This is a genomic window from Pseudomonas sp. MPFS, from assembly GCF_022537035.1.
Taxonomy (GTDB): Bacteria; Pseudomonadota; Gammaproteobacteria; order Pseudomonadales; family Pseudomonadaceae; genus Aquipseudomonas; species Aquipseudomonas sessilinigenes.
The window spans coordinates 3,992,882-4,005,545 of the sequence record NZ_CP066123.1; the positions used below are offsets into that span (position 1 = coordinate 3,992,882).

Below are 12,664 nucleotides of genomic sequence, written 5' to 3' on the forward strand. Positions count from 1 at the left end.
TGCCTATGCTCCGTCCAGTGGTACCTGCAGTTCTACATGCAAGCCGTGGGCATGCCATCGGCGATCGACGATCCCACCAACAGTACTGGCAAGCTGATCGATCATCTGAGTGCCATAACCACACCTGTCCGGCGGTGCGATAATCCTGGGGCCGGCACTTTCCAGCCACTTGAGTGCCAGCCGTCCTTCGGCCGTCTTCCAACTGATGTGGACTTGCCCTTGAGGAACACTGAGCGAACCATGCTTCACCGAGTTGGTCGCCAACTCGTGGAGGACCAGCGCCAGCAGATTGGCCAGCGCTTCTGGAATCACATGCCTGGCACCACTGAACCGGCATTGATTGCCAAAGGGCAGAAGCACTGCTTTGACCAAAGACCGCATCTGCACACTGGACAGATCGTCCGTTGCCAGCACCTTGTCGTAGACCCTGGACAATGCCTTCAGCTTGCCTTCGGCGATCATCGCCAACTGATCGGCTTTCCCAGAGGCACGGGCCTCACGATCAGCCATCATCATGACCGCCGCCGACACGGTGAACAGATTCTTGATCCGATGCAGCATCTCTCCCGACAACAACTGCTCCCTGAGCAACAGCCGGTCCAGTTTGTGCTGTAGCAGCACCAGCTCGGAGACATCCCGCGACACGCACACGACCGAGAAGACCTGGCCTGAGGGACCGACAACCGGCGTCATCAGGTTGTCCCAATGGACAACCTGCCCCGAGGCCTCACTGTGACCGGCGAAACGAGCGGTGACGCCGGTGAGGGCCAAGGCCAGGGCTTCACAGGCAGCGGCCTGGACCGAAGCCGGCAGCAAGGGTATCCAGGGCACGCCCCGGACCTGGGCGGGTGCAATCCCCAAGGCGACACATCCCGCCTCGTTCATGGCCAGGAGGAGACCGTCCGGACTCAGGACTTTTATGCAGTCGGAAGTGGCGTCGAGCATGGCCCGTTGCGCATTGAAAACAGCGGGCTGGTCATCCCCCTCAGGCCTGGTGGAAGCCCCGCCCTGGTTATCGTCCTTGTGCATGATTTCAACTACCTAAAGGCCGAGACAGCCAACGATAAGACAACCCAATGAGGACGACAATCATTCGCCTCCCCACAAGACCAGGCGTGTAAAAACATGCCGGTCTCATCGACGACGGTCCTTCCATGCCCTTGGCTCCTGCGGGCCATGGGCTGGCGGTTCCGTCACCTGGCGCGCATGATGGGCGACGGTGACCATCACCTGGGGTTTCCTGCAAGCGCTCGGTATGACTGGAGTGTTTCAATGTATGAAGTTCGCCCCGTATCGCTGCATGGAGTGCTAGCGACACTCGCCATTACCCAGGCACGGGGCGTACCGGATGAAATCATCCTGGGAGGTGCAGGCCGCCTGCCCGATTCCCTGACCGACCCCGATGCGACCATCACCATGGAGCAGGAGTTGGTGGTATTCGACAACGCTCGCCGGGCCATTCCCGAACAGCATCTGGGCCTGCTCATTGGCAGCTCCATGCCGATCTCGACACTGGGTCTGCTCGGCTACACCCTGCTGGCGGCGCCTACCCTGGGCGAGGCCCTGAACTGCGCCTTGCAGTTCCCCATCCAGTTGGCCAGCCAGTTCGCCCCGCACCTGCTGCACTACGGCAACGACCAGCATTTCGTGGGCCGCGATTGCCATGGTTTTTTCGAGGGCTACAGTTTCTCCACCGACGTCTTTCTCAGCGCGACCTTGCGCGTCATCCGCGACTGCCTGCAATCTCCCCAGGAGCCATTCAGCGCTCATTTCAAACGTCCGCCCCCCAGCGATCTGGCCCCCTATCGCCAACTGTTCGGCGGCGACATCCAGTTCTCCAGCCACTCGGATTCCCTCAAGCTCCCCAAGGCCCTACTGAACCAACGGTTGCCGCTAGCGGATCCGATCAGCCACCTGGCCATGCTGAAGCTGACCCAAGCACGAGAACGAGAGCTGGAGACCAGCGCCGGTAGCGCAATAGCCCATGAAGTGAGCACCTTGCTCAAATCGGACATCCAGCGCTACAGCGATCTGAAAGCCGTGGCCCAGGCCTTGAATATCTCCGAACGGACCCTGCGCCGACGGCTGGCCGAACGCACGGTAACCTTCAAGCGCCTGCAGAGCATGGCCCGCCACCAGCTGGCCAATCGGCTGCTCAGCAGTACTCACCTGTCGCTGGACGCCATCAGCCAGCAATTGGGTTTTGCCGACCCGTCCTCCTTCGTCCATGCCTATCACAAATGGGCCGGTGTATCCCCCGGGCGTTTTCGCCGATCGCTACGAAGCTGAGCCCGCTACCGCCAGCTTCTGGGTCAAAACGATGGCTTGGCCGGAAAAGACAAAAAGCTGGCCAGTTTCATCACCTCAAGCGCTGTCCAGCATCCGATACTGGAGCCCGCTTCATGGCCCGCCAATTCTAATAATACGGCCGCCCCGGCAAGCCAACGGCCACGCCGCGGCGCTCAGAGGAGCACTTCGAATGCGAACCACCTCCACTGCAGATCCCTGCGCACAATCGGCAGCCGCCGAACCACGACTACCTCGCCGACTCTCTTTCTCCGATGTCCTGGTGTATGGGCTGCTGTACTTCTGCCCCCTGGCACCAACGGCGGTGTTCGGCATCGTCTACGACATGTCCGCGGGCATGGCCGCACTGGTTTATGCCGTGGCCGCACTGGCCATGACCTTCAGTGCGATCAGCTACAGCGAAATGGCCAGGAGCGTTAACGTGAGCGGTTCGGTGTACCGTTATGTCAGCCTGTGCACCAACGCCTTCACCGGCTTCGTCACCGGCTGGCTGATCCTGCTGGACTACTTCCTGCTGCCGGCATTGCTGTCCATTCTCACCGCCATCGGCATGGTCCTGCAGTTTCCACAGAGCTCGCGCTCATTCTGGATCCTGTTGTTCATCTGGCTGCCAGCACTGCTCAATATCATCGGCCTCAAACTGACCATCAGGGTCAACAAGGTTTTCCTGTTGGTGCAGTTGGCCGTCCTGGCCGTGTTCTTCGCCTATTCGCTCTGGGGCATTGTCCAGCACAACCATCTGGTCTCGTTGCTGGCACCGATCTGGGACAGCCAACACTTGCAACTGATGGCGATTCTCTCAGCGATCCCGGTCGCCGCCCTGAGCTTCGTGGGCTTCGACGCCATCTCCGCGCTCAACGAGGAAGCCACCGGCGGTGGACATACCGTCTCCAGGGCCACGCTCATGCTCCTGCTCCTGGTTTCGCTGCTGTTCTTCGCCCAGGTATACCTGGCCAATGTCTTTGTGCCGAAGGGTACCCAATACAGCACGGACCAAGCCGAGACTGCGTTCTACACCCTGAGCGCGACGATCGTCGGCAGCTGGTTCCAACCCATCCTGGTGGTTGCGGCCGGGACCGTTGCAGGGGTGGCCAATACCATTGTGTCGCAGATGACGACGTCCCGATTGATCTTCAGCATGGCCCGCGACGGCAGGTTTCCTTCATGCCTGGCACGCCTGGATCGACGAGGCAACCCAATAGCGGCGCTGCTGTCTGTCGCCCTGGTTTCCACCGTCGTCGGCCTGTTGGCCGCCAACGAAGTGGAGTTGCTGGTGACCCTGGTCACCTTCGGCGCGCTGTTCGCCTACATCACCCTGCACATCAGCCTGTTCTATCGCTTTCGTAAGCATCCCGAGCGCCACTGGTTCAAGCACGTGATCTCGCCCCTGGCCGGTATCGTGATCCTGGTCGCGGCCCTGGCCAGCATGAACGAGCATGCCAAGTGGCTCGGCAGTGCATGGTTGTGTATCGGCCTGGTGCTGGCATGGGTGCTCCAACGCAAAGGCCGGCTCGCCAGTATCGACCTATCGGCATGATTCTTTCCCGGGCGCCAGGGGTGCCCTCTTCCAATCGTCGTAAGCACAAAGGCACATCATGCATTTCGACCAACAACATCGCATTGCGGCCCCCGGAGGGCAGATATGGACCGCCATCAGGCACGGCGAATCATCTGGCCTGCCCCTGGTCGTCGTGCATGGCGGTCCCGGCTCCAATCACTTGTACCTGTCGAACTTCAGCGAACACCTCAAGGAGCGTTCCCTGATCTACTACGACCAACTCGACAGCGGCTATTCAGCCCGTCCTAACGATGCTGCCCATTGGACACTGGAGCGCGCTTGCGATGAATTGGCCGCGGTCGTCGAATTCCACGGGCTCACCCGATTCCACTTGCTCGGCAGTTCCTGGGGCGGCTCGATTGCAGCGGCCTATGCCAGTTGCCAGGACCCTCGGCTGGCCAGCCTGGTCCTCGCCGGGCCGTTGATCAGCGCCGCGGACTGGAATGCCGACAACCGGGCCCACCTGCAAAAACTCCCCAGCCCGTGGCGCGAGGTCCTGTTGGCAGGCGATCCAGGGCATCCGCAATTCGAAGAGGCGCTGCAAGTGTTCAACCGCAGGCACATGCTCAGGCTCGACGAGGAGCCGCCGTTCATCAAGGAATCTGATCGCTTGTACAACAGCACGCTGTTTCGCCACATGTGGGGAATCGCGGACTTCTTTGGCGATGGCACCCTCTGCGAACTGGACCTGCGCGATGCCCTGCGACGGATCAAGTGCCCCACCCATTTTATCGTTGGCGAACACGACGAATGCAGCCCCGCCGCCATACGGCGCTATGTCCGCTACCTGGACAATGGTGACGAGCATGTAGTGCCGGAGGCCTCCCACCTGGCCCATATCGAACAGCCGGAGCTGTTCTTTGGCTGGCTCGGTGAAACCCTCGCGCGCTACGACGCGCTGGCTTGAAGGTTGAGTCGAAAACAGGCGATTGCGGGTCGGTACAAGGCCGTCCCGCTGCCCGCGATAATCGGCACCACAGCGACATCCGAACTCAAGGCAAGGGGCGAAACAAGCACGGCATGCGGCGACCGAACGGCCCACTCAATCGACGAACATCCCACCACACTAGCGTTGCAAAATCGTTATAGCCCTGCTTCCAGCAACCTGGTTGCTAGCACTGAACTTCATGCAGCGTCCTCATCTATGCCGCTGGTAACATCCACAAACAGGTAGCGATCCCGCTATATGGATATTTAATAGCGCCCGTTGCGTATGAAAATGTTTCATTGTAAGAATTGCCGGGTCATATGGATCGACGCTTCGAGGGCCGAGTCGTACTCAGGCAGGCTCCCCTGACTTTCTGAACGCTTTAGGCCGGCACCTCTTATGGAAAACCCTGGTATCGAGTACACCGACAAGCAGCGCTGGTTCGCCCTGACCAAGATCAACACGCTTTCGGTGCTTTCGCAGGTCGTGCAGATCGGCACCATCACGCCCTTGCTGTCGCTGTCACTGGAACAACAAAACGTTGAGCCGGCCAAGATCGGGGTGATTGTCAGCGCCTCCTGGATCGCGATCCTGCTGCTATACAAAGTCGTTCCACGACTGCTGGGGCAGCTGGGACTGGTCAGGGCCAATATCCTCAGTGCAGCACTGACCATTGCCGCGCTGATCGGCATGACCCTGACCAGCAACCTGGTGCTGATCTTTGCCTTGAACTTCATCCTGGGCATCGGCTTGATCCTGCGCTGGATCGCCTGCGATACCTGGATCGTCTCGGTCGCGTCCAGGAACGAACGTGGCCGAGCGATCGGCGTGCATGAAACCCTCATGGGCCTGGGTATCGCGGTGGGCCCGCTACTGCTGGTGGTGTTCGGGGTCGGCAGCGTCGTGCCTTACTACGCCTGCGCCACCATCGTGTTGATCTCCGGGGGCCTGGCCCTGACCTTGAAGGAGCACGATACGCAGCCGCAGACCCCGACGCAGAAACGCCATGCGAAGCTGTTCGGCGTGATTCCAGTGGCCCTGTGCGGAGCCTTCATTGCCGGATTTGCCGAAACCTCGTCGGTGTCGTTCCTGGCCGGCTACAGCCTCTGGGCGGGGTATGCCCTGACCGCCGCGACGCTATTGATCTCGGTGTTCGGGGTGGGCGGCACGGTCCTGCAACTGCCGATTGGCTGGGTGGCCGACCGCACCTCCTGCAAGGCCGGGCAACTGATCTGCTGCCTGGTCCTGCTGTTGGGCACGGTGGCCATTCCCTTCAGCCAACCCTTTCCATGGCTGGCCACATTCATCGTGTTCTTCTGGGGCGGGGCCATCGGGGGCATGAACACGTTGGCGGTGATCGAGGCGGGGCATCGAGTAGACGAACATCAGGTCTCCACGGCCATGACCGCCATCGCGATGTTCTATACCTTGGGCAGCGTGCTGGGGCCGATCATCACCGGCGCCACGGTGTCCTATATCAGTCCACATGGCCTGATGATTTCGGTGGGGGTAGCCGGGGCGCTGTTCGTTGCGCTACTGGCGCTGCGCCGGTCGGCGACAGTCCAGTGAAGCCCGCCCGGTTCTCTACCGGAGAACCAGGCGCTTACCTTGCTGGCGACAAGTTGCCGAACAGCTCCACCAGGCCATGGGGAGCTTGCTCATTGAAGAACACCTCGAGGTTGTTCCCGGTTTGCGTGGCCGCGTCAGAGCTGCGAGCGAACAGCTCCTGCTCATAGGCAAGCAATGCCGCTTCCAGATCATCACCCGACTCACAGATCGCCCTGGCGAGTTCCGCCCCGTCGTACATGGCCAGGTTCGCGCCTTCCCCGGCAAAGGGCGACATGAGGTGCGCCGCATCACCCAGCAACGTCACCCCTGGTACGCGCGCCCAACAGTGAGCGATGGGCAACTCGTGGATCGGGCGCAGGACTGGCGTGCTCTCGCAGTCGTCGATCAGTGCCGTGAGCGCCGGCGACCATCCTTCGAACTCCCGGGCAAGCCGCGGCAAGGCCGTTGCCGGCCGGGAAAGATCGAGGTTCTGGAACCAGTTCTCCGGCACTTTCAACGCCACATAGGCCTGGAGCGTTCCATCGCGATGGCGATGGGCAAAGATTCCCTTGCCCGGCATCGTGGCCATCAAGGTGCCCTGCCCGATCAACTGGGCACTGGCAGCATGACGAGCGTCGGCGTCGAAAAGAAACGTCTCTACAAATGAAATGCCGGTGTACTGCGGTCTTGTCGCGGTAAGTAACGGGCGTACCTTCGACCAGGCGCCATCGGCGCCAACCAGCAGGTCGGCCTGGCTCGAAGAACCATCGGCAAACACCAGTTGATGGCGCCCATTACCCATCGGTATCGCCTGGGCCAGCTTGTGGTTCCAGCGAACGCAGCCTTCGGGGAGCGAGTCGAGCAGCATCTGGCGAAGCTCGCCCCGATCCACTTCCGGCCTGCTGCTTGCCCCTGTGGAGGGGCGGTCCAGGAGGACCTTGCCCGTGCTGTCGCAGATCCGTTTGGCGTCTTCGCCAGGGCGAACAAGGCGCAAGAACTCCTCGTGCAAACCGGCGGCCTTCAACGCCGGCTGTCCATTGTGCTGGTGAATATCCAGCAGCCCGCCCTGGGAGCGGGCCATGGCCGAAGACTCGGCCTCATACACCGTGGCAACCACTCCCTGCCGGTGCAGGACCCGGGCCAGGGTCAAGCCGCCAAGTCCCGCACCGATGATCGCAATCGCCCTGTCGGTCCCTCTTGTTGCCTTGTTCATCGACAGCCCCTCCTTCCGGGACTCTCAACGGCACCGGCGGTATCGCCGGTGCGTTGTGCCACGACTACTCGACTCTCTCGACATCCCAGCCGTCGAAGAAGGTCCCATAGGCCTCGGCCAATTCATTGAAGGCCATGCACCTGCGAAAAAGCTTGTCCGCGGGCAATGACTCGACCTTGCTGACGCATAGCGTCAGGTTGCCGTCGTCATTCTCATGAACGCTCTCGACGAGGTAGTCACTCTCGATGAGTTCGCTATAGACGCCCTTGAGATCATCCTCGTTCTTGCCGAAGAAAAAGAACCCCCACTTCAGCGGTTCCGACGTGTCCCAACCGTTGTTTTGCATATCTGTATAAGCAGCATCAATCGACGCCTGGCTGGTATTCATTCCATTCCTTAGATACTGATTCAATGGTCTTCCAGGCGGCTTTCGGCCGACCGGAAATGTCACTTGGGGCGAGCCTGGCGATGGGCCGATTCAATCCCAGTAGACGGTATATACCTGGTAGCCGTCCTGTGGTTCTGGCGCACCGGCGTGCTTGCCATAAGGCCAGCCGACGATAATGCCATCGGACTCCAGGCCCTCGATCCACTGATCGGCGACAGCTTGCGGTGCCGATGAGTAGACATGGATGTTTTCTGCCGCTGGCCAGTCGTCGCACTCCAGCGCTTCGCACCAGTCCTGATGCAGGCCTACATAGACGCCTTGCACGTCGGGCCGTTGTTCTATGCACTTGAACCGGGCATGGATTTCCCGGATCGACGGGCGCCCAAAGCCCCATTGGTTGGGTGCGATGGACTGCTCCTGGTCGTTGCCCAGAAAGTATTCATCCAGGGTAACGATGGGGAAATGATCTTCATCCAGTGTGTCCAGCGCTTCGACTCTTTCCAGCAAGATCTTTCGATGACTCATGATTTACCTATCGGTCGAGGTCCTACTCGCAAACATCACCAGGAGCACGCAGCGGCATCGCCCACTGGGCAAGCGCCTGCCCTGGCGAAGCCGCGCATTATGAAACCAATGGCCGGCCCGGCTCCAGCTTCAAGACCTGTTTCAGGCATCAGCCCGAGGCGCAATCAAGCCACTACCCTGCTGGAAACGGCACCCGCAGTTCGACTTGCAAGCCACGGCGACACCAATCGCGCTGGAGCGTCCCACCGACGCTACCGGCCAGTTGGTCGATCAGTCCCGAACCATAGCCATACCGGGCTGGCGGCTCGGCGATGACAGGCCCGCCGCTCTCCAGCCAACGGATCGCCAGCCAGCCATCGTTGACGGACCAGCGAAGCTCGACCTCGCCTTCAGCAACGCTGAGCGCACCATGCTTCACGGAGTTGGTGGCCAGTTCATGGAGCAGAAGCGCCAGCACGTTGGCCAATGGCCCGGGTACAAGATTCTTCGTGCCACTGAAGCGGCACTGGGCGCCAAAGGGGTGCAGCACCGACACCATGAACGCCTCCATTTCCACATGGGCCACATCGTCCGCCGCCAGGACCGTGGAGTAGGCCCTGGACAGCGCCCGGAGCTTGCCTGCCGCGATCTTGGCCAACGGCTCGGTTGTGCCGGACGCCCTCGCCTCCCTGTCAGCCATCAGGATCACCGCCGCCGCCACGGTGAAGAGGTTCTTGATGCGGTGCACCATTTCCCCCGACAGCAACTGCTCCCTGGCCAGCGACTGATCCAGCTCCCTTTGCAACAGGACCTGCTCGGTGACATCGCGTGAAACGCAGACGATGGTATGCACACGCCCAGCAGGATCGATGGTCGGGGTCAGCAAATTGTCCCAGTAGATGACCTTCCCACAGGCATCGCTGTACCCGGCAAAGCGTGCACTCAGCCCCGTCGCGGCCAACGCCAGTGCGTCATAGGCCGCCGAATGAATCGAAAGGGGAAGCAGGGGCACCCAGGCCGAACCCTTGACCTTCGACGGTGCGATATCCAGTGCCACGCATCCGGATGCATTCATGGCCAAGAGGGTGCCATCTGGCGCCAGGACCTTGATGCAATCGGGAGTGGCATCCAACATCGCGCGCTGCAGGTCGAACACGGGCGGCTCGCCATCCCGGCGAACGCGAACTTCGTTATCGTCCTCTCTCATACATCCAACTACCCAAAGGCCGAAAACTCGCCAAAGACTAAAAGAAATCCAGTAGTAGCAATATGAAAGCCGCCCAACGGCAACCACTCCGCCTGCCCCAAAGTAAAACCATAGAAACGAAACTGCTCGACTCAGCCAACTCCGGCAATAAAGCAACTCGCGCGCCGCACTATTGCCGGGAGTCATTCGGCACAAACGGTGGTTCTATCCAAGCTACTGTCCAGGCCCGCCAAAGAGCCCATGCGGCCATGGAATACTCACCTGCCCGGACTCGCGCAGTGCTCGCCCTCAACGCCAGCCCAGCGGCACCACTCAATGATCGGGAAGTCCCCGGGGATTGCCACCCGCCCAGGAAAGATTGCCGCCTATCGCCGGCCTGCACATTTTCCGCTTATTTACGCAACGAATGATCGCTTAAGATCACCTGCCGAAATAAACCGATAGCCAAGTCGATAGGGGTTTTCACCATGGGTCATCTGCGTGCCGCTCTGCTGCTCTTCGTCCCCCTCACCTTGATCTGTGGGTGTACGACGCAACTGACGGAAGCCGGCAGGCAAGTGAGCCTGGTCACGGCCGCCTCTGCCCAGGCGTGCAAAGTGCTCAAGCCGTTCACGGTAAAAGGCTCCTCCAATGCAGACGCATTGAACATGGCCTTCAATAAATCAGCCGAACTAGGGGGAGATAGCGTGGCGGTCGTCGATGTTGCGGACGACTCCAGCATCCAGGCGGCGGCCTTGCAATGCCACCCGTAAGGGGGGCGGCCTATCAGTAGCGGTAGGGCCTGGTAGACTGCCCTTCCACTTCATCAAGCAGCCAGCAGCCGATCAACCGGGTCGCGCCATAGGCCTTGAGAGAGCTCAGCAAATGCCCAAGAACCAGCCCACAGGTGCACCCGCCGCAACCGCTGCGGACATCGAACGGTCCATCCTGGCCCTTAACAAAATGGCTGAACGCCTCTGGGGAGAAGGTCGGGAGCCCGAGGCACAGGCACTCATCAATGCCCTGGATGCCCTGAACCGAGCCCTTGATCGCATCAGGATTGGAGAAAGCCGCAGGGCCGCCACTCTCCATTGACCGAGCGCCAATGAAACTCATGCTCAGTGTCACGCTTGCCTGGCAAGACTCGCCGAGCGGGCCGGCCTGTCGTGAAAAAACAGTGACCGGCGTGCTGTGACAGCGGTAACAAAGATCAGTTGATCAGAACCAAACGTTCACGCTGGGCTGGTGTCAGGTCATCTATCAGCCCCACCTTCAGCGTGCCGCTGGAAGAGCCTGCCAGAGGAGCGCCCAAGTCGGCGGATGCCTGTTCCGGCAACTTGTACATGGCTCCAGTCAACGGGTCCACGATCAGCATGCCGATCAACCCACCCACCAGGATGTTTCCCCAGTACCAACCACTGAGGCTGGAGTCCAGCGTGACAGTCTTGTCAGCGTACCCATCTTTCTTGAAATGCAGCGTGTAGGTCTGGCCTGAGAAATATCCCCGGGAAGATTCCAGGGTCACGGTGCCGGGGGTATTTCCAGAATGCACCACGACCCCGTTCTTATTGACGATTTCAAATGCAGCGCCCGGCGGTGTGCTTGAAACAGCGACTGGATAACTCGACTCACCGACGATACTGGCACACCCCTGGAGCCCCATCGCCACAGCACACGCCACTGCTCCTGCCATCTTCCGAAACGTCATCAATACAACTCCATTGCGCCATCATTGGCATGGCCGGAAATCGACCGCGGGCGATTGTACTCAAGCAATACCAAAATGCCACCACCCTATACCCGACAAGCCCCCTGTGCACGATCGCCCTCACAGGTCCCGCACCAGTGCCCGGAAATTGCCCACCGACCTCAACACTTTCATACTGTCGGGCCGAACCTCGAGAGCAGAATGGACACTATGAATGCGCAAGAATTTGTAGCGCTTTGGAAGGCAGAGAAGACCTTGGCGCTCGACAACCTGCGCCAAGGACCGGGACGGGCCGCCGAGCAATTCAAAGCCCTTGAACTGGACGCCGAGCAATCGCAAAAACTGTGGAAAGCGGTCGATACGGCCCTGACCGATGTGTTCTACACCTTGCTGCTGGGCCTTGATGGAGCTGCATCCATTGGTGGAGAACAGTACGAGTATCAACTTCGGGATGAAGCTGGAGAGTTGATTTCAGATACGGGTGAAATCGAGGCCGAGGCCTACGCACAGTTTCATTGCCCATGAACCTTCATTGGCATGGAGCCTATACATAGAGCCTGGGCATAGCGCCCGCGCTTAAAGCGCTGCCCGCTCCAAGAACTTGCTTATTTCCAGAGAGTAGGCGCCAGGGTGGGAGAACCTGAACATGTGGCCCGTACGCGGCATGACCACCTCCTGCGAGCCCCTTATGCCTGCAAGGAGCACCTTCGCCGCCAACTCACCGATCAACTTGTCCTCCTCCGGGGTCAGGATCAGTGTGGGGACGTCGATTCTCGCCAGCAGCCCCGTATAGTCCGCCCGCTCAATCGAACGCATGCGGTTGACGTAGGCCCTGTGGGGCGTCTTCTCGACGAAGAAGGCACGGCTCTTGGCGACTGACCAGGGAATCTCCCCCTCATTGTCAAACGATGAAGCCAGCTGCGCGGCATGGATGCGCAAGGTCGCCTGGCGGTAGAAGGGCCCGGGAAAGACTGGCGCCAGTGCCGCCAGCGCCTTGAGCAAGGGCGAGGTGATCGGGTTCTTGGCAAAACCACCCGAAAGGACCAGGCCTGCAAGCCCTCTTGGCTGGCGTGTGGCGAATGCGAGCGAAGCCACCGCCCCGTAGGAATCGCCAACCAGCACGTAACTCTGCAGGTCCCTCACCTGATCGGCCAAAAAATCGGCCAGCGTTTCCAGGTCATGTACGTCATCGGGCAGGCGCAAAGTGCGCATGTTGCGCCCCTGCAGATGGGTCAACGCGTTCAGTTGCCACGGGGCTCCTGCGAAACAAGGGATCATGACCAAGGTTGGCGTCGCTTTCATGAGGAACTCCTGGCGGGTATGA

Annotated in this window: 14 protein-coding genes; 7 read left to right on the forward strand and 7 right to left on the reverse strand. The window is 60.3% G+C overall.

Going from position 1 to position 12,664, the window contains the following annotated elements; all coding sequences use genetic code 11:
* Positions 1-3: 3 nt before the first annotated feature.
* The gene (locus I9018_RS18220; RefSeq protein WP_241107091.1) at positions 4-1,029 is read right to left on the reverse strand and encodes a PAS domain-containing protein; all 1,026 of its coding nucleotides are present in this window, start codon (positions 1,027-1,029) and stop codon (positions 4-6) included.
* A 243-nt stretch (positions 1,030-1,272) separates the two neighbouring features.
* Here I9018_RS18220 and I9018_RS18225 point away from each other — a divergent pair, with 243 nt between their 5' ends.
* The 4 genes from I9018_RS18225 (at position 1,273) to I9018_RS18240 (ending at position 6,362) form a co-directional block, all read left to right on the forward strand.
* Positions 1,273-2,289, forward strand: coding sequence for an AraC family transcriptional regulator (locus I9018_RS18225; protein WP_241107092.1), 1,017 nt, complete (start codon positions 1,273-1,275; stop codon positions 2,287-2,289).
* 190 nt (positions 2,290-2,479) lie between these two features.
* Positions 2,480-3,844, forward strand: coding sequence for an APC family permease (locus I9018_RS18230; RefSeq protein WP_241107093.1), 1,365 nt, complete (start codon positions 2,480-2,482; stop codon positions 3,842-3,844).
* A gap of 58 nt (positions 3,845-3,902) precedes the next feature.
* Positions 3,903-4,772, forward strand: coding sequence for a proline iminopeptidase-family hydrolase (locus I9018_RS18235; RefSeq protein WP_241107094.1), 870 nt, complete (start codon positions 3,903-3,905; stop codon positions 4,770-4,772).
* A gap of 420 nt (positions 4,773-5,192) precedes the next feature.
* A complete protein-coding gene (locus I9018_RS18240) occupies positions 5,193-6,362 on the forward strand; it encodes an MFS transporter (protein WP_124347855.1) in 1,170 nt (389 codons plus the stop codon).
* A gap of 34 nt (positions 6,363-6,396) precedes the next feature.
* On the opposite strand, the gene I9018_RS18245 is transcribed toward I9018_RS18240, so the two are convergent.
* The 4 genes from I9018_RS18245 to I9018_RS18260 all read right to left on the reverse strand — a co-directional run bounded on the left by I9018_RS18245 (position 6,397) and on the right by I9018_RS18260 (position 9,653).
* Positions 6,397-7,554 (reverse strand): NAD(P)/FAD-dependent oxidoreductase, encoded by a 1,158-nt coding sequence (locus tag I9018_RS18245; RefSeq protein ID WP_241107095.1) that lies wholly within the window; start codon positions 7,552-7,554, stop codon positions 6,397-6,399.
* A gap of 64 nt (positions 7,555-7,618) precedes the next feature.
* Complete coding sequence (locus tag I9018_RS18250) at positions 7,619-7,942, reverse strand: ribonuclease E inhibitor RraB (protein ID WP_068580656.1); 324 nt, start codon at positions 7,940-7,942, stop codon at positions 7,619-7,621.
* Positions 7,943-8,032: 90 nt separating this feature from the next.
* Positions 8,033-8,467, reverse strand: a complete 435-nt coding sequence (locus tag I9018_RS18255) for a hypothetical protein (protein ID WP_241107096.1) — start codon at positions 8,465-8,467, stop codon at positions 8,033-8,035.
* Positions 8,468-8,639: 172 nt separating this feature from the next.
* Positions 8,640-9,653, reverse strand: coding sequence for a PAS domain-containing protein (locus I9018_RS18260; RefSeq protein WP_241107097.1), 1,014 nt, complete (start codon positions 9,651-9,653; stop codon positions 8,640-8,642).
* Positions 9,654-10,120: 467 nt separating this feature from the next.
* Here I9018_RS18260 and I9018_RS18265 point away from each other — a divergent pair, with 467 nt between their 5' ends.
* The gene (locus I9018_RS18265) at positions 10,121-10,405 is read left to right on the forward strand and encodes a DUF4156 domain-containing protein (RefSeq protein WP_241107098.1); all 285 of its coding nucleotides are present in this window, start codon (positions 10,121-10,123) and stop codon (positions 10,403-10,405) included.
* 112 nt (positions 10,406-10,517) lie between these two features.
* Positions 10,518-10,727 carry a hypothetical protein gene (locus I9018_RS18270; protein ID WP_083235710.1) on the forward strand — a complete coding sequence of 70 codons (210 nt, stop codon included), beginning with the start codon at positions 10,518-10,520 and terminating at the stop codon, positions 10,725-10,727.
* A 115-nt stretch (positions 10,728-10,842) separates the two neighbouring features.
* Here I9018_RS18270 and I9018_RS18275 read toward each other — a convergent pair whose 3' ends face one another.
* A complete protein-coding gene (locus I9018_RS18275; RefSeq protein WP_083235709.1) occupies positions 10,843-11,340 on the reverse strand; it encodes a hypothetical protein in 498 nt (165 codons plus the stop codon).
* A 201-nt stretch (positions 11,341-11,541) separates the two neighbouring features.
* On the opposite strand from I9018_RS18275, the gene I9018_RS18280 reads away from it, so the two are divergent.
* Complete coding sequence (locus tag I9018_RS18280) at positions 11,542-11,865, forward strand: hypothetical protein (RefSeq protein ID WP_241107099.1); 324 nt, start codon at positions 11,542-11,544, stop codon at positions 11,863-11,865.
* Positions 11,866-11,916: 51 nt separating this feature from the next.
* Here the strand turns inward: I9018_RS18280 and I9018_RS18285 are convergent, their stop codons facing one another.
* Positions 11,917-12,642, reverse strand: coding sequence for an alpha/beta hydrolase (locus I9018_RS18285; RefSeq protein ID WP_241107100.1), 726 nt, complete (start codon positions 12,640-12,642; stop codon positions 11,917-11,919).
* Between the last annotated feature and the right edge of the window lie 22 nt (positions 12,643-12,664).